Annotated in this window: 21 protein-coding genes; 11 read left to right on the top strand and 10 right to left on the bottom strand. The window is 40.6% G+C overall.

Features of this window, described 5'->3' with window-relative positions; translation table 11 throughout:
- The first annotated feature begins 2 nt into the window (after positions 1-2).
- From G399_RS20285 to G399_RS0106810, 8 genes are all read left to right on the top strand, one after another.
- Positions 3-494, top strand: coding sequence for a chemotaxis protein CheW (locus G399_RS20285; protein WP_006010720.1), 492 nt, complete (start codon positions 3-5; stop codon positions 492-494).
- Positions 495-542: 48 nt separating this feature from the next.
- Positions 543-2,972 (top strand): methyl-accepting chemotaxis protein, encoded by a 2,430-nt coding sequence (locus G399_RS20280; RefSeq protein WP_006010719.1) that lies wholly within the window; start codon positions 543-545, stop codon positions 2,970-2,972.
- A 228-nt stretch (positions 2,973-3,200) separates the two neighbouring features.
- On the top strand, positions 3,201-4,082 hold the full coding sequence (locus G399_RS0106840; RefSeq protein ID WP_006010718.1) for a CheR family methyltransferase: 882 nt from the start codon (positions 3,201-3,203) through the stop codon (positions 4,080-4,082).
- 5 nt (positions 4,083-4,087) lie between these two features.
- Positions 4,088-4,747, top strand: coding sequence for a chemoreceptor glutamine deamidase CheD (gene cheD / locus G399_RS0106835; RefSeq protein ID WP_006010716.1), 660 nt, complete (start codon positions 4,088-4,090; stop codon positions 4,745-4,747).
- Positions 4,748-4,772: 25 nt separating this feature from the next.
- On the top strand, positions 4,773-5,858 hold the full coding sequence (locus G399_RS0106830) for a protein-glutamate methylesterase/protein-glutamine glutaminase (RefSeq protein ID WP_006010714.1): 1,086 nt from the start codon (positions 4,773-4,775) through the stop codon (positions 5,856-5,858).
- Positions 5,845-7,026 carry a methyl-accepting chemotaxis protein gene (locus tag G399_RS0106825; protein ID WP_226988950.1) on the top strand — a complete coding sequence of 394 codons (1,182 nt, stop codon included), beginning with the start codon at positions 5,845-5,847 and terminating at the stop codon, positions 7,024-7,026. Before G399_RS0106830 ends, G399_RS0106825 begins: the two co-directional genes overlap by 14 nt.
- An 18-nt stretch (positions 7,027-7,044) precedes the next feature.
- Entirely contained in the window at positions 7,045-7,353 is a 309-nt protein-coding gene (locus G399_RS0106820; RefSeq protein WP_006010711.1) for an STAS domain-containing protein, read from the top strand.
- A 197-nt stretch (positions 7,354-7,550) separates the two neighbouring features.
- Positions 7,551-8,132, top strand: a complete 582-nt coding sequence (locus G399_RS0106810) for an ATP-binding protein (protein WP_006010709.1) — start codon at positions 7,551-7,553, stop codon at positions 8,130-8,132.
- 176 nt (positions 8,133-8,308) lie between these two features.
- Here the strand turns inward: G399_RS0106810 and G399_RS0106805 are convergent, their stop codons facing one another.
- From G399_RS0106805 to G399_RS0106770, 8 genes are all read right to left on the bottom strand, one after another.
- Positions 8,309-9,340 (bottom strand): branched-chain amino acid aminotransferase, encoded by a 1,032-nt coding sequence (locus G399_RS0106805; protein ID WP_226988954.1) that lies wholly within the window; start codon positions 9,338-9,340, stop codon positions 8,309-8,311.
- Between the two features lie 166 nt (positions 9,341-9,506).
- On the bottom strand, positions 9,507-10,241 hold the full coding sequence (gene hisA / locus G399_RS0106800; RefSeq protein WP_006010702.1) for a 1-(5-phosphoribosyl)-5-[(5-phosphoribosylamino)methylideneamino]imidazole-4-carboxamide isomerase: 735 nt from the start codon (positions 10,239-10,241) through the stop codon (positions 9,507-9,509).
- A 9-nt stretch (positions 10,242-10,250) separates the two neighbouring features.
- Positions 10,251-10,982 (bottom strand): imidazole glycerol phosphate synthase subunit HisH, encoded by a 732-nt coding sequence (hisH, locus tag G399_RS0106795; protein ID WP_006010700.1) that lies wholly within the window; start codon positions 10,980-10,982, stop codon positions 10,251-10,253.
- Positions 10,983-12,053 carry a bifunctional histidinol-phosphatase/imidazoleglycerol-phosphate dehydratase HisB gene (gene hisB, locus G399_RS0106790; RefSeq protein WP_006010699.1) on the bottom strand — a complete coding sequence of 357 codons (1,071 nt, stop codon included), beginning with the start codon at positions 12,051-12,053 and terminating at the stop codon, positions 10,983-10,985.
- Position 12,054: 1 nt separating this feature from the next.
- Complete coding sequence (hisC, locus tag G399_RS0106785) at positions 12,055-13,191, bottom strand: histidinol-phosphate transaminase (RefSeq protein WP_006010696.1); 1,137 nt, start codon at positions 13,189-13,191, stop codon at positions 12,055-12,057.
- A gap of 2 nt (positions 13,192-13,193) precedes the next feature.
- Positions 13,194-14,660, bottom strand: a complete 1,467-nt coding sequence (gene hisD, locus G399_RS0106780; RefSeq protein WP_006010694.1) for a histidinol dehydrogenase — start codon at positions 14,658-14,660, stop codon at positions 13,194-13,196.
- A gap of 5 nt (positions 14,661-14,665) precedes the next feature.
- Positions 14,666-15,565, bottom strand: coding sequence for an ATP phosphoribosyltransferase (gene hisG, locus G399_RS0106775; RefSeq protein WP_006010693.1), 900 nt, complete (start codon positions 15,563-15,565; stop codon positions 14,666-14,668).
- Between the two features lie 630 nt (positions 15,566-16,195).
- Positions 16,196-17,035: a thioredoxin family protein gene (locus G399_RS0106770; protein ID WP_006010692.1), complete on the bottom strand. Its 840-nt coding sequence runs from the start codon at positions 17,033-17,035 to the stop codon at positions 16,196-16,198.
- Between the two features lie 254 nt (positions 17,036-17,289).
- Between G399_RS0106770 and G399_RS0106765 the strand changes: the two genes are divergently transcribed.
- Both G399_RS0106765 and G399_RS0106760 read left to right on the top strand, forming a co-directional pair.
- On the top strand, positions 17,290-17,916 hold the full coding sequence (locus G399_RS0106765; protein ID WP_006010691.1) for a GNAT family N-acetyltransferase: 627 nt from the start codon (positions 17,290-17,292) through the stop codon (positions 17,914-17,916).
- Positions 17,916-19,253, top strand: a complete 1,338-nt coding sequence (locus tag G399_RS0106760; RefSeq protein ID WP_006010690.1) for an NAD(P)/FAD-dependent oxidoreductase — start codon at positions 17,916-17,918, stop codon at positions 19,251-19,253. Before G399_RS0106765 ends, G399_RS0106760 begins: the two co-directional genes overlap by 1 nt.
- Before the next feature lie 96 nt (positions 19,254-19,349).
- Here G399_RS0106760 and G399_RS0106755 read toward each other — a convergent pair whose 3' ends face one another.
- Positions 19,350-19,868 carry a GNAT family N-acetyltransferase gene (locus tag G399_RS0106755; RefSeq protein ID WP_026843536.1) on the bottom strand — a complete coding sequence of 173 codons (519 nt, stop codon included), beginning with the start codon at positions 19,866-19,868 and terminating at the stop codon, positions 19,350-19,352.
- Between the two features lie 222 nt (positions 19,869-20,090).
- Positions 20,091-21,524, bottom strand: a complete 1,434-nt coding sequence (locus tag G399_RS0106750) for an aminotransferase class V-fold PLP-dependent enzyme (RefSeq protein WP_006010685.1) — start codon at positions 21,522-21,524, stop codon at positions 20,091-20,093.
- Positions 21,525-21,975: 451 nt separating this feature from the next.
- On the opposite strand from G399_RS0106750, the gene G399_RS0106745 reads away from it, so the two are divergent.
- Entirely contained in the window at positions 21,976-22,566 is a 591-nt protein-coding gene (locus G399_RS0106745; protein ID WP_006010683.1) for a porin family protein, read from the top strand.
- Positions 22,567-22,664 lie beyond the last annotated feature (98 nt).

Genomic DNA, 22,664 nt, shown 5'->3' with positions numbered 1-22,664 from the left:
ACATGTCTGAATTAGAACAAGAATACCTTACCTTTATGTTGCAAGGTGAAGAATATGGTGTCGATATTTTATGTGTACAAGAAATTAGGGTGTGCAGTGAAGTAACAGAATTACCTAACAAGCCTAATTATCTTAAAGGAGTAATTAACCTTCGAGGGGTGATTATTCCAATTATAGATTTACGCCAACGCTTTGGCCAGATTCCATTAGATTATAACGAAAAGACAGTCACCATTATTTTACGCACTCAAGAAAAAATAAAACCAATGGTTGTAGGGATCGTTGTAGACGCTGTTTCTGAAGTTTATAAATTTTCTACAAGTGCAATACGAAAAGCACCATCGTTTGGTAACAAAATTGATAGTTGTTTTTTAAAAGGCATTGCTAGCATTGAAAAAAAGTTAATTATTTTGCTCGACACACAAACGCTCTTAAATGAAGACGATCTATTTATCGTCGAGCAAAAGTCAGTTGAGAATAAGATATCAGAGTAATAGAGATATTAAATTTAACCCTACAGTGTTTACGATAGGAATTTGGCTATGACACCAAAACAAATTACGACAGTTCAAGAAAGTTGGGGGAAAGTGAAACCCATTGGCCCACAAGCAGCGCAAATTTTCTATCAAAGCTTGTTTGAGATGGATCCGTCGCTTAAGCCTCTGTTTAAGGGAGATATGATTGAGCAGGGTTCCAAGCTCATGACGATGCTTGATGCTGCAGTAAAGTTACTTAACGATCCAGATAAACTCATTCCAGCACTGAAAAAACTGGGAGAGCGTCATCTGAATTACGGTGTCAAAGCAAAACACTACGACACCGTCGGAGCCGCGTTACTAAAAACGCTTGAAATAGGTTTAGGTGATGAATATACAGTTCCCGTAAAAAGAGCGTGGACAGCGGTGTACAAAATATTAGCCGATACGATGATTGATGCGGCCAATGCAGCGACAACACTTTCTACTAAATCAGAAATAGATAATAAAGGTAATAAAGAAATCATGGATACCACAAATAGCAACAATGAATTAGCCGTCCGTCTTCAGGGGGCTTTAGATCAATCTGCAACACCCATTATGATGGTAGACCGTGACTTTATCATTACTTATGTTAACGCGGCGAGTTTGTCTTTACTGCAAAGTAATGAAGCTACATTTGCAAAAGTGTATCCAGGTTTTAGTGCAGATAAAGATAAGGTGTTAGGCGCTTGCATTGATATGTTTCACAAAAACCCAGCACATCAACGCAAGCTTCTTGATGATGTTAATAATTTGCCATGGCAAACCGATATTAAAGTCGCTCATTTAACGTTTTCTCTCAACGTGACGGCAATACTAGATTCCCAAAGCAAATACATAGGAAATTCGCTTGAATGGCAAGATGTCACAGAAGCGCGTACCAAAGCAATTGAAGTCGGTCGTTTATCGTCTGCTATAGAGGGTATGACAACTAACCTCATGATGGCTGATACGGACGGTAAGATCGTATATTGTAACCCTGCGGTAATTAAAATGCTGGCGCGCCGCGAGACAGAATTAAGGTCAATTTTACCTGCTTTTTCTGTTGCCACTGTTGTTGGGACTAATTTTGATAGTTTCCATAAAGATCCCGCTCATCAGCAAAACTTACTTGGCAATATAGCTAACCTGCCTTTTACCACTGAAATTTCTGTTGGCAGTTTAACCTTTCAGTTAATTGCGATAGCACTTAAAGATGAAAATGAAAATCATGTCGGTACAGCTGTTCAATGGTTAGATTTAACCGAAGAGAAAGATGCTCAAAGTCAAGTCGAAGGACTTATCACCGCTGCAATAAGTGGTGAGTTGGATCGCCGTATCGACACCACAAGCTATTCTGGTTTCATGCTGGGCCTGGGTAACAACATTAATGAGCTAATGGAAGCGATAGTTGAGCCTATTAATGATGCAATTAATATTGCTCAAGCTTTAGCTGACGGTGATTTAACGCAGACTATGGATAGTAAATACGGAGGCCAATTCTTGCTCCTTGCTGATGCGATGAACGGCTCTATTGAAAACCTAGGTAATATGGTTGAAGAGATCCGCAGTGCGTCAACAAATGTCTTTGATGCTGCAAGAGAAATTGCCGAAGGTAATAATGAATTAAGCCAACGTACTGAAACGCAAGCATCAAGTCTTGAAGAAACGGCCTCAGCAATGGAGGAGCTCACAAGCACAGTGCAACAAAATGCTGAAAACACGACTGAAGCAAGCAAACTTTCCTCCGGCGTTATGGATAAAGCAACCAATGGTGGCGAAGTTGTTAAAAACGCGATTGAAGCAATGAGTGATATTAATAAGTCGAGTAAGAAAATCGCAGATATCATCAGTGTCATTGATGAAATAGCATTCCAAACCAATTTGCTAGCACTAAACGCAGCTGTAGAAGCGGCTAGAGCCGGTGAGCAAGGCCGAGGATTTGCTGTTGTCGCAGCTGAAGTTCGTAACCTAGCACAACGTTCAGCAGGCGCGGCAAAAGAAATAAAAGGCTTAATAAATGACAGTGTTGAAGCGGTTGGTCAAGGTACTAAATTAGTCGATGCAACAGGACAAACCTTTACTGAACTGGTTAGTGCCATTGCCGAAGTTGGTAAAATGCTCAAGGATATTGATAGCGCAGGTAAGGAGCAGTCAGCAGGTATTGGTGAAGTGAGTGAGGCAGTTAGTCAAATGGATGAAATGACGCAACAAAACGCCGCCTTGGTTGAAGAAGCGTCAGCATCAAGTAAATCAATGGAAGAGCAAGCTCAAGGCTTGTTAGAACAAATTAGCTTCTTTAAATGTGTTGAAGTAGAGCCTGAGCCAGTTACTAGCAGAGCACCGGCAAGACGAGCCCCAGTAGGAAGTGCACCGGCAAAGACAGCGCAAGGTGGTGTAAAAAGAGAGACAGCGACTCGTCCGCCATCAGTGCGCCGTGCAACTAAATCTGATGACGATTGGAAAGAGTTTTAGAAGCTAGCTGTTGTAAGGAGCTTTTGTAAGGAGCTGTTGTAAGGAGCCGTTGTAAGGAGCCGTTGTAAGGAGCCGTTGTAAGGAGCGGTTGTAAGGAGCTTTAGTAAGGAGCTGTTGTAAGGAGCTTTTGTAAAGAGCCTGTGAAAGAGCTTTTGAATAAAGTATCTGAAACGAGCTTCTGAAACGAGCAGTCGAGCTGTTTTTTAATGACGTAGAAGGTTAAATGTAATGGCAGATGAGCGGCACGAAGACCATAGTCTATCTACAAAAGAGTTTAAGTTTGTCTGTGAGTACGTTCACAGTACAACCGGGATACTGCTCAATGAGAGTAAGCGGGAAATGGTTTATCGCCGCTTCTCGCGCATTATTCGAGAGCGTAAACTAGATAGTTTTAGCGATTATTGTCATTTATTGCAGACAAAATCAGAAGAGGAAGAAAATTATTTCATTAATGCGATAACAACAAATTTGACCAGTTTTTTTAGAGAAAAGCATCATTTTGATTATTTGCAAGAACATGAGATACCAAAAATAATTGCTCGAGAGAACAAAGCACAAGCGCAAAAAAAATCGATAAGGATCTGGTCTTCTGCATCATCTACGGGTGAGGAACCTTACAGCATTGCTATTACATTGTTAGAGGCGATGCAAAGCCAGTTACCACAATGGGACGTTAAAATATTAGCGACAGATATTGATAGTAATGTGCTTGCTAAAGGTGCAGCAGGTATCTATGACAATAGTCGTATTGAAGACTTACCAAAGGAAATACAACAACAGTATTTTATTCAAGGAACAGGTGCTAATAGTAAAAATGTCAAAGTGAGTAAACAAATAAGAGACCTAATCACGTTTAAGCAATTAAATTTGCTACATGAATGGCCGATGAAAGGGCTTTTTGACGTCATCTTTTGCCGTAACGTCATTATTTACTTTGATAAACCGACTCAACAAGAATTATTCGCTCGTTATTATGAATATATCAAGCCAGGTGGATTATTAATATTAGGACATAGTGAGAATTTAGGGGCCTATCAAAAGTATTTTTCCAATGGTGGACGTACTGTTTTCAGGAAGCCCGCGTTGTGCAATCAAGTTGTTGAAGGTTAATTACTTTGGAGCGCAATAACAGTATTGAAGTAAAACAATGTCTTTCACGTTGTTTGCCTGAGTTCAGTCATGTGAATCATTACTGGGATCGATATAGAGAAGTTGTGGTTGCCAAAATTTTACCGGGTGAGTTTTATATGACCAGAGATAATGTGGCTATTGCGACGACTCTTGGCTCTTGTATCTCGGCGTGCATTTGGGACAAAAACGAAAATATAGGTGGCATGAATCACTTTATGTTGCCTTTAACTGATAAAAAAGCTCATGAAGTTAACTGGGGAAAGCGCGGCATTTCCTCCGATGCAACCCGATACGGTAATTTCGCTATGGAACATTTGATTAATACCATATTAAAAAATGGAGGGCGCCGTGAGCATTTGCTAGCTAAAGTTTTTGGCGGTGGCAAAGTGTTAAACCAAATGACTGATGTAGGCAAGCGAAACATTGATTTTGCAATGCATTATTTACAAATGGAAAATATACAAATTGAAACTACAGATACCGGTGATTTGTATCCTAGAAAAGTAATTTTTGAGCCAGCTAGTGGGCGAGCATTCGTTAAAAAACTTAATAATTTACATAACGATACCATCGCTCAACGAGAAAAAGATTATTCCAAGCACATTGACCATAACGAGGTTGATGGCGATATAGAATTATTTTAATGTGCAATAGAGGACGGAACAGACATTGAAAAAAATAACCGTATTAGTTGTTGATGATTCATCAGTCATACGCAATATTGTCAAAGATGCGCTGAAGGATGAAGTTGACATTGAAGTGGTAGGGGAAGCAGAAGATCCTATTGTTGCCCGTGATTTAATTAAAAGACTAAATCCAGATGTTTTAACGCTGGATGTTGAAATGCCAAAAATGGATGGAATTACGTTTTTAGTTAATTTAATGCGCTTGCGACCTATGCCAGTAATAATGCTGTCTACGTTGACCACAAAAGGTGCGGATATCACCTTAGAAGCCCTAGAAATTGGCGCTGTAGACTTTATTGCTAAGCCCAGTGTTGCAGAATTATTAGCAACTAAAAATAGCTTTAAAGAAACCTTAGTCACAAAAATCAAACAAGCAGCGACTATTGAGCAACGAAATTTCAAATTATCCAACGTTATGGCTAGCAATTTACAAAATAAAATACTGCCGTTTAAAGGCTTAAAACGGCTAGATCATTTGATTGCTATTGGCGCCTCCACAGGTGGCACTGAAGCGATTAAAAAGATATTGATAAATTTACCTGCGAATTCACCCGCTATTGTAATCACTCAACATATCCCTAAATCTTTTAGTGGTCGATTTGCTGATCGCCTTAATAGTTGCTGTCAAATAACGGTTCAAGAAGCACAACATGGTCAAAAAATAAAAGTTGGTCACGCTTACATCGCGCCAGGAGACATGCATTTAAAAGTAGTAAGAAGAGGCAGTGGGTTATTCTGCACCTTGGAAGATTCGGCCGAAGTTAGCCGACATAAGCCATCGGTAGATGTTTTATTTGATTCATTAATTCCTTTTGCTGAGAACGTTCAAGCTATATTACTTACTGGCATGGGAAGAGACGGCGCCCAGGGCATGTTGGGTCTTAAGGAGTCTGGCGCGAGGACACTAATTCAAGATAAAGCAAGTAGTTTGATCTGGGGTATGCCGGGTAAAGCTTATGCACTTAACGCGCACTGTGAGCAGATTAGCTTAGCCAATATAGCAAGCAGTATTATCGACTTTGCGTTATTAAACAAAGCAGATATGAGAAAGAAAAATGATGAATATTGATAAAAATATAATATTTAGGATTGGCTTAAGCTTAATATTACTATTGTTAGTGAATGCAATTTTGTTAGAAATTAACGTTTTAAATATTTTAATTTCTCTGGGCTTGCTTGCGCTGCTGTTCTTAACTAAAAAGCAAAAGGAAAATAAAACTGAACAAATAACCCCTCATGAAAATGCAACTGATAACCCTTTACTGGTTTCAGTAATTCAAAATTTACATGAATTTTATGGACAAGAAGTAGAAATAATTGAGAATGAAATCGATCGTACTAGTGGCTTAGTCGGCGAGGCTGTTTTAGGTATCTCCGATTGTTTTAAAAACTTAACGCAACTTAGTGAAGATCAACAAACTATGATTGCAGCGTTGATACTGCAAAGCCAAAGTATTGGGGATGACGAAGGGACCAGCTTAGCCTCGTTCGTCCAAGAGTCAAATAAAACCTTAGACGAATTTGTCAGTGTGATTGTTAATACCAGTAAGCAAAGCCTCCAAACCATGGCGTTTACTGACGAAATGGTTAAACAATTCGATAGTGTTTTTGCTTTGCTAGAGCAAGTAGAACGGATTGCTACGCAAACCAATCTATTGGCATTAAATGCGGCTATAGAGGCAGCAAGAGCTGGTGATGCTGGTCGTGGCTTTGCCGTGGTTGCTAATGAAGTTAGATCGCTTTCTGTTAGTTCAACTGAATTAAATGAAAATATACGCAGAGAAATTAGCTTAGCAAAAGGGACTATCAGTAAGTTAAGAGCGTCGGTAGAAGAAATCGCTTCAGCTGATATGACGCCTATCTTAAAAGCCAAAGAGCATATAGGTACAATGATAGAACATATTCAAGATGTTAGTGAGGATAGCAAAGCAAAAGTGAATGAACTTTCTAACATTACGCCTCAAATAGCCAATGCGGCGGCATTAGGTATTCGCTCATTACAATTTGAGGATTTAACCTACCAATCATTAAATTCTTTAAAATCTAATACCGGTAGCATTCGTCAAATTAATGAAAGTCTCAATAAGTTTTGTAACGAAAGTAAAACGTATACACAAGAACAAATTGATACCTTCAGAGACAGCTGCCGAGAAATTACTATAAAGAGCAAAAATCAAAATCAAAATCGTAGTGTCAGTCAGGATTCTTTGGATGAAGGTGACATTGAGTTATTTTAGTAACGGGATGGTCGCAAAGTGACAGTTAAAACAAATATTTCAGACGATAAAAAAGTATTAACAATTGTGATTGAAGAGAGCTTTGAATTTTCTCAATATCAAATTTTTAGAGACGCCTATAGTGAAATTGACGTTATAGGTATTAAGTTTATCTTAGATTTAAGTAAAGCAGCGTTTATGGATAGCTCTGCGTTAGGTATGATCCTTTTATTAAAGGATCACGCGGATAAGCTTTCAGGGGAACTTATTATTAGCAAACCAAGTGTGATGGTTAATAAAATACTAGAGATAGCCCAATTCCATAAATTAATAACAATTCAGCGTTAAGTATATTTGGTATTCCCTTGCTAAAAAATACGAAATTAGTCTTAGTCGTTGATGATTCTAAAGTGCAATGTGACATTCTTAGTGCTTTATTAAAAAAACAAGGCTATGAAGTATTGTTAGCTTACAATGTTGTTCAAGCTGTTGAAATGTGAATTAAAAACCAAGTTGATTTGATATTAATAGACATTAACATACCCATGATGAATCGTTTTGATGTGACTAAAAAAATTAAAAACTTGCAAGGTGATAAGGTACTACCCCAACTTTCTTACGCGGCGATGCCTGCATGGGAATGGCAGTTAAAGTTAGGAGTCGAACGCTTACGTTGCGGTAACCCGATACCTATTATAATGGATCAAATATACGCTATTGAAGGTGATGAACCGCAGTGGGAAAATTTATACACCATATTAACTGAGCTATTTGTGAATGCGATGGACCATGGCGTTCTAAGTTTAAATTCTGCCTTAAAAAACTCTGCAGAAGGCTTTGGTCAGTATTTTGATGAGCGAGAAAAAAAGCTAAATAACGTAGACACGGGTTTTGTTCATATAGCTCTAAAGCGATTTAATGAAAAGGTTGGTGGCAAAATTCTTATTACTGTCAAAGACAGCGGACCAGGTTTCGATGTGTCTGACGTGATGAAAAAGCTGGACACGATGAATGACGCAGAACGGGTTTATTCTGGCAGAGGTCTAAAGTTGGTAAAACACCTTTGCGAGACATTGGAATTCAAGGAAAAAGGCTCATTGGTCGAAGTGACATACGTGTGGCGGTAATTACTCAATCTGAAATATTGTTCAGCGTTAATAATTTGGTCTTGTTCTTTATAGCATCCTGACACCGTCAGTTCATAACGGTAACTCGAGTCTATAGCGGCGTGCAATAGCAGACCTAATTGGCTCATCAAATTATTTATGCTATTACACTTTTTATATCTGCGCTTGAATAAATATTAGTTAACTTTAACCAGCCAATTGTGCTTGTCTTCAGCCTTACCCCATTGAATATCATTCAATGCTTGGCGTAATTTCATTGTGGTTAGCCCCGCTTCGCCATTGCCTACTTGATGCTCTTTATCATTATGAATAAAGGTGCCTACTGGCGTAAGCACCGCAGCGGTACCTGAAAGTGCTGCTTCAACACCGGGTTTTGCGGCTCTCTCTAATAACTCATCAACACTGATGTTGCGTTCACTAATCGTCATGCCTAAGTCAGCGGCAAGGGTTAAAATAGAATCGCGTGTAACACCGTGTAAAAAGCTAGAGTCTAATGCTTTGGTGATGATTTCGTTACCATCAATCAAAATAAAGTTGGCGGCACCGGTTTCTTGTACGTCACCATTTGGACAGAACAGTATTTGATCAGCTTGCACGTCGTTACGCGCCTTTAAAATAGGACCTAATGCACTTGCATAGTTGCCACCACTTTTAATCATGCCCATGTGCGGTGCACAGCGCATACCTGTCTCGTCTAGCAATAAGCGCAATGGTTTTGCGCCGCCGGCAAAGTAATCGCCTACAGGTGACAATAGCACGTATAGTATAGAAGACAGTGATGGGGCTGCGGCTTTGCCGATAGATGCTTCGGTACCGACATGAGTAGGGCGAATATACATAGAGCCAGGAGGTTGTGGCACTTCATCAGCATATTGAGCAACAATGTCTAGGATCATGGCTGCAACTTGATGTTTGTTTATTTTAGGTAAATTAAGTAGTTCACTGCTTTGCTCAAAACGGTTGAGGTTTTTATCCATTCTAAATACGTAAATACCGCCATCTTCGTGACGAAAGGCTTTCAAACCTTCAAAACAAGTACTTGAATAATGCAACACATGAGCGCCTGGGTGAATTTGAATACTCTCAGCAGAGACTTTTTGGGTATCGTTCCACTTATCATTTTCAAAAGTTGCCAATGCCATTTGCGGCATAAAAACAGTCCCGAACACAGCCATGTATAATTCCCAATTTTTGTTGTTGGCGTTAATCGCCTAATTTTATTGACCTTGTGCTATCAGCACGTTGCTTGATAGCGTTTATAATGACGACTATTTTACGTAATATTTAACTTTGAACAATAGCTGTCGCAGGTTTGCATCGCATTTATTAGTGCTAAATCAATTAAGGTCCCAAATCTGACTAAAAATTCGTTACTTACCTTGACCAGCATTCAATGGCTTGTTTTACCGTAAACTTGCCTTCAAGCAAAGCTCTACCTAAGATCACACCAGCGACATTAGTGGGTTTTAAGACCTCAATATCGCGCAAACTACCGATACCGCCGGATGCCTGCCATTGAATGTCCGGAAACTGAGCAACTACTTCTTTGTACAGGCTGTCGTTGGCCCCTTGAAGCGTGCCGTCGCGGCTAATGTCTGTGCATAAAACGTGCTTTAAGCCAACCTTGGAGTAGCGTTCAATCAACGCTTCAATAGAAACACCAGAGTCTTTTTGCCAGCCGTGCGTTGCTACAAATTTATTACCCTGTTCGTCAATGTTAATATCCAGAGCAAGAACAATATGCTCCGAACCGAATTCGACCATCCATTGCTCCACAACTTCCTGTTGAGTAACGGCCAGTGAACCGATTACGACTCTGTGCACTCCTGCTTTTAATAAACCTTCAACATCTGCTTTGGTGCGCACACCGCCACCGCTTTGAAACTTCATACGCTTGGTAGCCACCATCTCCGAAATGAGGGTTAATTGTCGTTTAGTTGTGTCTTTAGCACCAGTTAAGTCGACAATGTGTAACCACTGCGCGCCATCATCGGCATATTGATGCACCACATCGATTGGATCAAGTTTGTATTCAGTTGACTGGTTATAGTCGCCTTGATATAAACGAACCACTTTTCCTTCGATTAAATCGATAGCTGGAATAATCATTTTATTTTCTCACAACTGAATAAAGTTTTTGAGTAACTGCGCACCAGCATCACTGGAACGCTCTGGGTGAAATTGCACACCGAAAAAATTATCTTTATGGATCGCGGCTGAAAAAGTAGTCCCAATATCAGCTTTAAGTTGCTCGACACTTATTGGCTTGGCAATTATTGGGTCAGCACTTATTAGCTCAGCGTTTGCGTTAATAGCTAATGCGCCTATGTCTGATTGCTTTTTAGCTGAAGAATAATGGCAAGTGGCTAGCGTATGTGCATAGTCATCAATGGCATAGCTATGCACAAAATAGAAATGCTCGCCATCTGGAATGCCAACAAACAAAGGGTTTGCATATTTGCTTGTGACTCTATTCCAACCCATATGCGGTAAACGTAAATTGCCTACTTGCATACGTTTTACGTGGCCGGGAATTAAATTCAAGCTATTGGTCAAATCAGTTTTACCAAATTCACCTTCTTGCGAGTCGGTGACCATCAATTGCATACCCAAGCAAACACCTAATGTGGGCTGAGTTAACGCGCGTAAGCAAGCGGCTAAGGCTTTTTTGTTAATACTGCTCATGGCGGCAGGTGCACTGCCAACGCCGGGTAAAAGGACTCTTTGTGCTTTTGCTATTACCTTAACATCGTCAGACACGTCAACGTTGATACCTAATCGTTCAAATGCAAACTTAACTGACGATATGTTGGCACAGCCGGTATTTACAATGACCAATGAGTTAGACATTTATAATGATCCTTTGGTACTCGGTAGGGCATCACCTTGTTTCGCTATTGCTTGACGCAACGCGCGGCCAAACACTTTAAATAGGCTTTCTACTTGGTGATGTGCATTGCCTTCTGTGGTTGACAAATGCAATGATAAACCCATTGTTTGCGCAATTGAATAGAAAAAGTGAGGCACCATTTCAACCGCCATATCACCAACTGAATCACGACTAAATGGCGCATCAAATTTTAAGTGAGGGCGGTTTGAAATATCCATAATACATTCGGCTCGACACTCATCCATTGGCAAGGCGAAGCCAAAACGGGCAATTCCGCGCTTATCTCCCAAGGCTTTTTTCAGGCATTCGCCCAGTGCAAGAGCGGTATCTTCAACACTGTGATGATCGTCTATGTGAAGGTCACCATCAACACTCACGTTAAGGTAAAAACCGCCATGTGTGGCTACTTGATCTAGCATATGGTCAAAAAAACCGATACCGGTATGTATTTCTGGTTTTTGTGAACTGTCTAAATTTACTTTTACCCTAATATCTGTTTCTGATGTCGTTCTGACCACTTCTGCAATGCGCTCTGTTACTGTTAACTGCTGTGTGATCATCGGCCAATTGTTAGTTGCAGGGTCGTACTTAATACCCTTGATGCCCATATTCTCCGCAAGTTGTATGTCAGTATCACGATCGCCAATCACAAACGAACGCGTAAAATCGACTTTACCTGTTTGCAAGTAGTCTTTTATCAGCCCTAATTTAGGCTTTCTGCAACTGCAATTATCGGCATCAAAGTGCGGGCAAATTAATACGTCATCAAATACCACGCCTTGGCTGGAAAATATATTCAACATCGCGTTGTGTGGCAAATCAAAGTCAGCGATTGGAAAACTTTCCGTACCTAAACCATCTTGATTCGAAACCATCACCAACCTGAAACCAGCGGCTTGGAGTTTAAGTAGCTCAGGAATAACATTGGCTTCAAAGACCAACTTCTCTAAGTTGTCGAGTTGTTTATCAACGGGGGGCTCTTCCACTAAAGTGCCGTCACGATCAATGAAAAGAATAGCTTGTTGACTCATATTATTGATTTCCGTCGGCAAAGAATGCCTTAATTAATGCTAATAATGTGTTGTTCTGCTCTGGGGTTCCGATACTAATGCGCAGACAATTGTTCAAGTTTATCTGTTTTGATTGATCGCGAATTAGCATCTTGTTTTTCACAAGAAAAGCCATGAGCTGAGTTTTTCTTTGTGTTCTAAAGAGCACAAAGTTGGCGTTAATATTACCTACAATTTGAATATCACCAATGTCAGTTAATGCTTCACGCAATGCAATCAATTCAGCTTTTAATAAATCAACGTCGCTATGCATTTTAAGCAAACCGTCTGATTCAAGCGCTTTGCTCGCAACTTGAGCAACTGGTGCAGGAATAGGGTAAGGCGCAATAACTTTCAATAATGTTTGGACAATTGCCGCTGATGCTAGCGTAAATCCGCAACGTAAACCAGCTAGCGCGAACGCTTTTGACAAGGTTCGCAATATCACTAAATGTTCATATTGTTCGAGTAAATCAGTTTGGTTTTGAGCAATATCAAATTCAATATAAGCTTCGTCCACTACAACAATTGCTTGATCTTTAAATGCTTCAAGCACGGTCACAATGTCTTGTTTAGAAACACTTGTACCAGTTGGGTTGTTTGGTGAGCAAATGAACACCGCTTTGACTTTACCAACATACGTTAGTATATCGGCTATATTAAGGGTGAAATCGTCATTGAGTACTGATTTCTGTACACCAACGTTAAACGTTTGGGCACTGATCGCATACATACCATAAGTGGGAGGGCAAATAAGAATACTGTCTTTGCGAGGTTCACAAAATGCGCGAATGATGAGTTCTATGCCCTCATCTGCGCCTCTTGTTACTAGGGTTTGCGCCGCCTTTAAGTTTGCATATTTTGCATAGCCTTTGATCACAGAGTCAGGCTGGCAGTCAGGATAACGATTGAATACCGATGAATCGACAGCGTATTCTCCTGCAAACGGCGACTCATTGGCGTTTAACCACACTTGCCCTGTATCAGCGCCGGAGCCAGCGAAGAGTCGTCTTGCTGATTCATAAGGAGTTAACGCATTAACATGATCAAGGGCGAGGTCCGACAGCCAATTTGCTGTCGTGTTTATCTCACTGACCCTGTTTTTGTGTTCTGTGCTCATGGCTATTCACCTGCCGGAGTATAAATGTATACACGACCGTCTGTTTCACTGTTGTTGGTTGCGCTATTTACCGCGCTAGTTGCCACGCTATTCAATGCACTAATCACAACACTATCACTTTTTACTGCAGAATTTTCAGAGTGTTCGAGTGGCATAGAGGGCAGCTCTAAACCGGTTAATCTAATTTTAACCGCGTTTCTATGTGCATCGAGACCTTCAGCATCAGCTAAATCCATAATGGCATCGCCAATATTCTCTAACCCTTCACGCGATAATTCTTGCACAGTGTAACGGCGCATAAAGTCTAGTAAGCCCAAGCTCGAATAGTTTCGCGCATACCCATAGGTTGGCAATACATGATTAGTACCACTTGCATAATCACCTGCGGACTCTGGAGAATAAGCGCCAACAAATATAGAACCGGCGTGTTTCAAGGTTGCCAATAAGTCGCGAGCATTGTCAGTTTGCACAATCAAATGCTCAGGTGCATAGGCATTGCTGACCAAAACACATTCTTCAATACTATCGGTAAGAATATAACGACTGTTATCTACCGCTTTAGTTGCAATATCACGACGTGAAAGCTGAGCAAGTTGTAAGCTGATTTGTTGTTGTACTTTCACGATCAAGGTGCGGTCATTACTTACTAATACGGCTTGTGAATCTGCGCCATGTTCAGCCTGTGAAAGCAAGTCAGCAGCGACAAAGCCTGCATTCGCATTTGCATCAGCGATAACCAACACCTCAGAAGGACCCGCTGGCATATCGATAGCAGCGCCGCTAACGACTTGGCTTACTTGCTGTTTTGCTTCGGTAACAAAGCTGTTACCAGGACCAAATATTTTATCAACTTTGGGTATGCTCTCGGTACCAAATGCCATTGCCGCAATTGCTTGAGCGCCACCACAAAGGTAAATGTGTTTAATGCCACATAGCTTTGCGGCATAACAAATTTCAGGTGCGATTGTGCCTTGTGGTGAGGGTGGAGTGCATAAAATAGGCAACTCACAACCAGCTACTTGGGCTGACACACCCAACATCAACACAGTTGAAGGTAAAGGTGCACTGCCACCGGGAATGTAAAGACCCACTTTTTCTAAGGCTGTGTGTCTTTGTTCACACAATACACCCGGTGTTGTCTCAATACGAATATCCTGAGGTATTTGGGCTTCGTGAAATATTTTTATATTTGCATACGCTTTATCAATAGCGATTCTGACCTTCGCTTTAATTTTGCGTTCTGCTTGCTCAATGATGGTTGGGTCTAAGCGTAACTCTCTTAGTTCTGCACCATCAAATTGTTTTGTATATTCAAATACGGCGGCGTCTTTGTTCTCACGCACACGACTCAAAATTTTAGTCACAGTGTCACGCAGGATAACACTGTCTTTCATTGCTGGACGCAACAACGCATCTATTTGTTGTTGCTCGGTTAAACAACCCCATTCAATAATTGATTGCGACGACATCGCTTTTACCCCATCATTTTTTCAATTGGCATAACAAGAATTGAGCTACAGCCCAACGACTTTAATTTTTCCATGGTTTCCCAGAACAATGTCTCTGAGCTCACCACATGAATAGCGACTGTGTCGTCATTACCAGCTAACGGCAGTACCGTTGGATTCTCAGCACCAGGAAGCAAACTTTTGACCTGTTCTAAGTAGGCCTTGGGTGCATGCAACATGATGTATTTGCTTTCTTTTGCCTGCAGAACACCATCAACGCGCGGTAATAAGCGATTAATTAATGCTTGCTTGTCATCACTTAAAGGCTGCGCTCTTTGAATTAGCACGGCTTTTGACTCAAAAATAACTTCTTGTTCACGTAAGCCATTGGCTTCGAGTGTCGCGCCTGTTGATACAAGGTCGCATATTGCGTCAGCAACACCGGCACGCGGCGCGACTTCAACAGAGCCTGTTAACATGACCGCTTGTGCATCAATATTGTTTTCTTTGAAGTAGCGCTCTAATAGATAAGGATAAGTTGTCGCTACTTTGCTGCCATTTAATGTTTTTATGCCGTCGTACTGCATCTCGTTTGGGATCGCAATAGATAAACGGCAACCGCCATAATCTAAACGACGAAGTGTTTTGAACTCAGCAGGGCGATTAGATGATTGGCGTTCCAGCATTTTTTCTTCAAGTTCGTTTTCGCCAATAAAGCCCATATCGACAACGCCATCCATTACTAGTCCTGGAATATCGTCGTCTCGCACAAGTAATAAATCGATAGGCTGATTGGTTGAATGAGCAATGAGCAAGCGATCTCTAATTTGTAGTTTTATGCCAATTGCTTTTAACAACGCAATGCTGTCATCACTTAACCGGCCTTTTTTCTGTACTGCAATTTTTAATCTTGTTGAATCGCTCATTTCTAGTTCCTTTGTATGCTTTCGCTTAATTGCTACTACTTGTTAATCTAAATTGGAAATTTTTAAGGTTCGCAAAATCGTTATTATACGGTAAGCACTTATCGTAACTTACGGTCTTAAGATCCAGTACAACCCCGTTATCAACGCAATCTAATAGCACTATCTAATACCCATTCCAGCCCAGAGAGATCGATTTGATTTAATATGCAACGAAAATCAAACAAAAAACCCCCGAAAGTTTCCTCTCGAGGGCTTCAAATTTCTTTAATGCCGTGGAAAGGAAACAACACCCTTCCAGCACGAACCTGAAAGGTTATACGTTCATATGATGATGGCTGAAATTTGTAATAGTCATTTTAGTTTGATTTCGTCTTCAAATTTTCTAAGAGTGTGAATGTTATATAACTTGATGTTTATAATCAACAGCAAACCCAAGAGAAATGCACATTGTTTTACATAACTCATGTCAAATGTATATAAGAACGAGTGACCGTTAGTTGCTAATCAGTATTACTGCTTAAATTTTTGCACATAATTTGGTGTGTAGCGTTTGTAAATGGCGTTTGTAAATGGCGTTTGTAAATGGCGTTTGTAAATGGCCTTTGTAAACAGCATCGCCGTTTAAACCTGCTAATCTTTACTCGATGCGCGTTCCCAAGATTGCATTGTTGGGCTTGCATCGGCTAATTTTAACTGCAGCTCGGTGTCATCAAGATCGGCTTTTCTTAATTCGTGAATATTAGCTTGCAAGGCAGTTCGAAACTCTTTCACTTCACGCCAAAGTTTTATAAATTGTTCGCGTTCTTGCCTTGTTATATTGCTAGCGTCTTTAAGATCACTCGCAGCCAACAGGGGTCCTAAGACTTGATAGCCTTGCTGCAAACGTTCGGCGTGTTTATTTTCAAACGCCTCTAAAGACGGCTTATTTTGCGCTTGTGCAAGTTTCATAGAATTTGCTTCTTTTTTGAAACGAGAAAATTGCTCAATATAGATTTGAAGCTCAACACTATCTGCACTTTGCCATTGTTTAAGTGAATCCATATTCACTACAGTATTAGATACTGGGTCAACTATTAACACCGTAGGTGTGGCAAAGTAATTTGGATAGCCTACTAAGGAAGTGATATCTCGTCGGTCCTGCAGGTAGCCGACATCAATAAATTGGGTAACGTAGCGCTCCGACAATAGCGTTTGCATTTTGTCCGTAGAGAAACGTTCAGCTAAACTAACGCTATCATGACACCATTGCGCGCCAAGCACGATTAGGGCATATTTATTTTCAGCATTTGCTTTGCTTAATGTCGTTTGGGCTTGCAATATTGGGTTATCGGTTGGAATAAAAACATAGTGTGGAAGTACCGTTTTTTCTTCATCAGCAAGAGCAATCGACGCTGACGTAAAAATAACACATAAAAAAAGTGATACAGTCTTCACTAGAATAGTAGATTTTTTAGTAGTTTGAACGTTCATTAGTCATTTATTTTTCGAATTTTATTAGAATAAATATATCACTTTTTATAACTAGAAACATTCTGATACGAGTGATTTGAGTAAAAAAACAAAATTCAGTTTATAATAAAAACTCAACATGGGGTATTTGAGTGAATCGATTTTCAAAAGTAAATTCAAAGTTCAAGCAAGCAATTAGATAAAAAGCGTGGTGTTTTTTGCTATAACCTAGTTAACATCAATTATAATAACCACAACCCCAACGCGATCTCTATATGTCAATAAACTACGTACAACTTTCGCCCCATCATTTTGATGCTGTTATTGCTCTAGGTAACCAAGTGCATGGTGATAATTACTTAGATGAAAATAGCTTAACTGGCTTGTATCAATGCAGTTGGTCAAACAATATCAATGCGAGTTGGGTCGCGGTGCTAACAGCAGACGAGCTGCATAAGTTGAATGTTAGCTCATTGAGAAACACGCCGGATGGCTATTTAATTGGCTTTCGCCTGACCATCGCAAGCAATCAATGGATGCCTGATAAATGGTGTTCGCCGCTGCAATGGGACGTTCCTAGAGAACATGTCTGTTATTTTAAATGCAATACGGTTGACGCTGAATTGAGAGGGCGTGGAGTGGGTTCAAGATTATTGAAAAAATCAATCGTTACTTCCAAGCAGCAGGGTGCGCTTGCAGGAGTCGCGCATATTTGGCTAGCCAGCCCGGGCAACTCTGCGTTAAGTTATTTCAAAGCTTGTGGCGGCAAATTAGTCAAAGAGCATACAAATAGATGGCAGCAATACAGTATTGAAGATAGCTACGACTGTCCTGTATGCGGTGTTTTATGCCAATGTACGGCTGCTGAAATGATACTTAAATTCAATCAGTTAGCTCAGTAATGTACGACCCACTTGTGGATAATGTGCCACCCAGCGATCAGCATCAGCCAGACAGTTTTTGGGTATCAGAAAAATCCTCTGACGCTTATTTGCCGCTTGTTGGCGAGCATAAAACGGATGTTGTGATCATTGGTGCTGGCTATACTGGTTTGTCATGTGCTCTCAACTTGGCGCAACAATTTGGTGTTGAATGTACTGTTGTCGAAGCTAATCAACCGGGCTGGGGTTGCAGTGGTCGTAATGGCGGGTTTGTGCTACCGGGGACGGGACGGTTAAGTGTTCAACAAATGCGACAACGCTGGGGCAAGTCAGTCAGCCAATCCATTTATGCTGAATATCTCAATTCAATTGATACGGTTAATCAGCTAGTCGATGAAGGTATTGACTGCGAACGCGTTGCAGGTGGTTATTTAAAGTTAGCCCACAAACCGTCTTTAGTCAGTGCTTTGCATAATCAAGCAAAAGAGCTAGCTGCGGATTACGGTGACTCAATATTATCACTTTCAGCGGATGATATTGCGACCAAGTATTTATCCGGCACGCGCGCATATAGCGGTATTTACTACCCTAATGCGTTTGGCATTAACCCTTGGTTGCTGTGCCAAGGTATTGCAAAAAAAGCGGCAGATGCAGGCGTTACTATCTGCGGAAATAGCGCCGTTATCGATTGTCAAAGAGTGGATAAACAGCATGTATTGAGAACGAAATCGGCTTCAATTACGGCAAATACGCTGGTTGTAGCGACCAATGGTTATGGTCAACGGAATTTGTATAAAGGTCTCAAAGATCGCACCTTTCCGGTTATATCTAGCATTATTGTGACGCAGCCCTTAACGCCCCAGCAGTTGCTGGATGTTGGAATGGCAGCTGGCTTGATGTTTATGGATACCAGGCCGTTAAAATACTACTACCGAATACTAGCTGACAATCGTTTGTTGTTTGGAGGCAGAGGAGCGATTGAAGGAAAAAAAGCGAATAACGCTAAGTATCAAAAAGCCTTAAAAGATGGACTATTAGCAACTTTTCCTAATTTATATGATGTCAAAATTAGTGCTTTTTGGAGCGGATGGGTAAGCGTTTCTTTAGATGATTATCCACGCGTTTATCACGACCCACAGAACAAAATACTGTATAGCAGCGGCTATTGCGGTGCAGGATTGGCTTTTTCTATTCAAGCAGGAAAACGTCTTGCGCAATTGCATTGTGCTCCAGAGCAATTACCTGATCTGCCGTTTTGGAAATCACCTCTCAAGCAATTTCCTTTCGCATTAGCTAGGCGACCCGCTTTAAAGACCTTTTATGCATGGGAAGCATTTAAACGAAAAGTTGGAATGTGAGCCATGTCGTTGATGCGCTTACTCAATAAAACGTTTACGCCGAGGCGTCGATGTATAATGGAAAAATATAAGCAGTCAGTATGACGCCCCTGTAAACTACGATTTTGTTTGTAACTGCATATCTATGTGCATAATGCCATCTTCATCATAAGGCTGGCTAAACGGTATAAAACCTAATTGAGCATAAAATTTTTGTAGATAGACCTGAGCACCAATCTGAATAGTTTCATCAGGCCAATGTTGCTTACATATACTAATTGCCTCTAACATCAATAATTTTGCAAGGCCATTACCTCGTGCTTTTTTCGCAACCGCGACACGACCAATACTGCAACCCTGATACGAGCTACCCGGCTCTAAACATCGTGCGTAAGCGATAATGCCGTTGACAGACTCGGATTTGTCATTGAGCAAAGTGTTAGCCTTAGTTTCAAGCAACAAGTGTAATGTATTTGCTTGAATGTCTTTGTCGTCTAAATCTGCATAAACGCAGTTCTGCTCGACCACGAAAACATCACTGCGAAGTTTTAAAGCACTATAGAGGGCCAGATTAGACAGATCTTCAAACCGGTAACTACTGAATGAGGTGGGGGAGGTGTATTGGAATGTGTTCAAGCTTCTATCTAGCCTTTAAGGGGGTCGTAATTGGCTATTACTCTAGCTGAACATTTGAATAACTTCTACTATTGTAGACAAGTCGCAGCTCAACCGGTTTTTGTGAGGTATCTCATAAGTGATCAGATGTTCAAACTAAGGGGTCCTTTATTTCCAGGCCTGACGTATTCTCCAAGCCCATGAGTACGCTATATATTTACAATATAGCGCGCTAAGCTTTGCTTAAATTAATGGTTCCCAAATAGAATTAACTGGCGTTATTTCAACCACTTTAGCTGCGGCGCCGCTGGCGACCTGTTGTATTGCGTCAGCTATTTTATTAATGTCCATTTCGCTCATACTAGGGTGTAAACTTACTCTAACCCAGCCTGGCTTTAAATTTTGAAACTCATCATCAAGTTGATCAGTAATGCTCTTGGATGTGCAATAATCAATGTCTAATAAATGATGACCATAGGTGCCAGCACATGCGCAGCCGCCGCGTGTTTCAACCTGAAAATCATTACTTAATCGTTGCACTGCTGTTTTGTAATCAATGTCGTCAAATACAATTGAGAATACGCTTAGGCGATGTGTATGCTGGTCAGATAATATACGCACACCTTTAATGTCCTCTAGGCGTTTAAATAAAATAGCATTTAGATATTGTTCACGCTCATAAATACGTTGGGTTCCCATTTCCTCTTTTAACTGAATTGCCATCGCGGTGCGTATAGTCTGTAAAATACCCGGGGTACCGCCACTTTCTCGTTGTTGTATGTCTTCAATAAAACGGTGTTCACCCCATGGATTAGTCCATAATACAGTGCCGCCACCAGGCTGCTCCGGTACTTTGTTTTGATAAAGATGCTTATTAAAGAGTAAAACACCTGATGCGCCAGGACCACCTAAAAATTTATGTGGTGAAAAGAATATTGCATCTAGCCATTCACCTTTTGCAGGGTGCATATTTATGTCGACGTAAGGGCCTGATGCCGCAAAATCAACAAAGCAAACACCGCCATGGTTATGCATTTTTTTTGCTATTTCGCGATAAGGCGTTTCGATACCAGTTACGTTCGAAGCCGCTGTGATAGACGCTATTTTAGTTTTTCGATTTTTTTCGTTTGCTAAATCATGTTCTAGCCAGTCGATATCTATTTCATCACCTTGTAAGGCCGGGATAATTCTAAGCTCAACTAAGCTTTCAACCCACATGGTATGATTACTATGATGTTCACGATGAGTAATATAAACCAACGGTTTTTCACCCATAGTTGCCACTACAGCTGCCCGATGTTGCTCGTGGCACCACCAACCCATCATACGCATCAATTTAGCTAAAGCACCTGTCATGCCGCTGCCGACATTTAATAAAACATCGTCGGCTGATGCATTCACATGCTTTTTAATAACCTGATCGGCTTCATGCAACCACGTTGTCATGACCCGTCCGGTGTAGCTGTCCTCAGTGTGAGTATTCGCCATTAATCCGCCTATCATATTGGTAATGCGGTCTTCTATTGGTCGAAATAAACGCCCACTTGCGGTCCAGTCAGCATAAATACGGTGTTTGTATTTAGGATCGATAACGATTTGGTTTGCTATATTCTCCCAAAATTGGTTATTTGACGTAACTTTATCTAGTTTGCTGATTGCGTGTGCGGCGTTGTTCATGTTGTCCATATCCGTTGCTGATAATGGCACATATTATAAAGCGCAGCGTCTAGCATTGGATTCTTTTATCAGCCATAGATATATGATCTTTTAGCATTTAATTCCAAATATTTATTTTTTATTAAAAAATATGACTAGTTTTTAAATTATTATTATAATTTAATTCTAATTTTTAATGGCTATGCACGTATATTTTCGAGTCTATAGTTAACTCTGAAACTTTTGTTGTGCATTAAGCTAGGTTTGATATTAAATATACCTAATTCTGCTGCTGCCCCATCCAGCTAAGTCAATATATCTATCAGTCTATTTATTCATAATACTTTCTTTTTCATTCATCTCTTGTTCAACTAAAGTTCAGTTTTTGTTCAGTTACGCTAGTGTAATCTTATCAACGAAATCAACAATATACGTAACAAAATAAATCAAACTTCATACACAAAGGAAACTTATGAAAACCAAATTAGCAGCAATTATCTTATTAAGCAGTGGCCTTTCTTCAACTGCAGTGTTTGCTGAAACAGCACCAGAATGGAATTTTGTACAAGGCTCTGTTGAGTCCCTATCGATCGACAATGCCAATGGCTTTGATCCACTAGGCTTGGGAATAACAGTCTCATACTTACTAACTGACAATATATTTGTTGACGGAAAGTATAGCCGTCTATCTGATGACCCAGCAGACGTTGATGTCGACGTAACTCTCTTTGATATCAACCTAGGGTATCGCTACCGTATTTCAGATATCACTGACTTATATGGCTCACTGGGCTTTGTTAACCTTAATATAGAGGCAAGTAGCGGCGTCAATTCAGCTGAGGCTGATGACGACGGTCTTCAAATAAAAATTGGCGCTCGCTCTCGGTTAATTGATCAGTTTGAGATCGACACACACATTGTGCGCCGACAGATTGGAGATGATAGGACGCAGCTTGGCTTAAGTGGTCATTACTATGTTAATGAACAATTAGCATTAGGCGTCGGCATTCTTGGAGACGGTGATGGTAAGCAGTACTCTTTATCTGCAAGGTATGCGTTTTAATCAGAATGGTTAGAGTGTTAAAGGCACATGCATTTGATTTGTATGTGCCTAAGGTGAAAGCAATACATACAAAAATAGGACCGCCGCAAGCCTGTATC

Origin of the sequence: Brumicola pallidula DSM 14239 = ACAM 615, assembly GCF_000428905.1 — a bacterium.
Taxonomy (GTDB): domain Bacteria; phylum Pseudomonadota; class Gammaproteobacteria; order Enterobacterales; family Alteromonadaceae; genus Glaciecola; species Glaciecola pallidula.
Note: the sequence above shows the minus strand (reverse complement) of the source record. Positions and strands in the feature narration are given on the sequence as shown.

Coding starts and splice junctions, on each gene's coding strand:
- G399_RS20285 (WP_006010720.1), top strand. CDS start 3: ATGTCTGAATTAGAACAAGAATACCTTACCTTTATGTTGCAAGGTGAA.
- G399_RS20280 (WP_006010719.1), top strand. CDS start 543: ATGACACCAAAACAAATTACGACAGTTCAAGAAAGTTGGGGGAAAGTG.
- G399_RS0106840 (WP_006010718.1), top strand. CDS start 3,201: ATGGCAGATGAGCGGCACGAAGACCATAGTCTATCTACAAAAGAGTTT.
- G399_RS0106825 (WP_226988950.1), top strand. CDS start 5,845: ATGATGAATATTGATAAAAATATAATATTTAGGATTGGCTTAAGCTTA.
- G399_RS0106810 (WP_006010709.1), top strand. CDS start 7,551: ATGATGAATCGTTTTGATGTGACTAAAAAAATTAAAAACTTGCAAGGT.
- hisA (WP_006010702.1), bottom strand. CDS start 10,241: ATGATTATTCCAGCTATCGATTTAATCGAAGGAAAAGTGGTTCGTTTA.
- hisH (WP_006010700.1), bottom strand. CDS start 10,982: ATGTCTAACTCATTGGTCATTGTAAATACCGGCTGTGCCAACATATCG.
- hisB (WP_006010699.1), bottom strand. CDS start 12,053: ATGAGTCAACAAGCTATTCTTTTCATTGATCGTGACGGCACTTTAGTG.
- hisC (WP_006010696.1), bottom strand. CDS start 13,191: ATGAGCACAGAACACAAAAACAGGGTCAGTGAGATAAACACGACAGCA.
- hisD (WP_006010694.1), bottom strand. CDS start 14,660: ATGTCGTCGCAATCAATTATTGAATGGGGTTGTTTAACCGAGCAACAA.
- hisG (WP_006010693.1), bottom strand. CDS start 15,565: ATGAGCGATTCAACAAGATTAAAAATTGCAGTACAGAAAAAAGGCCGG.
- G399_RS0106770 (WP_006010692.1), bottom strand. CDS start 17,035: ATGAACGTTCAAACTACTAAAAAATCTACTATTCTAGTGAAGACTGTA.
- G399_RS0106765 (WP_006010691.1), top strand. CDS start 17,290: ATGTCAATAAACTACGTACAACTTTCGCCCCATCATTTTGATGCTGTT.
- G399_RS0106760 (WP_006010690.1), top strand. CDS start 17,916: ATGTACGACCCACTTGTGGATAATGTGCCACCCAGCGATCAGCATCAG.
- G399_RS0106750 (WP_006010685.1), bottom strand. CDS start 21,524: ATGAACAACGCCGCACACGCAATCAGCAAACTAGATAAAGTTACGTCA.
- G399_RS0106745 (WP_006010683.1), top strand. CDS start 21,976: ATGAAAACCAAATTAGCAGCAATTATCTTATTAAGCAGTGGCCTTTCT.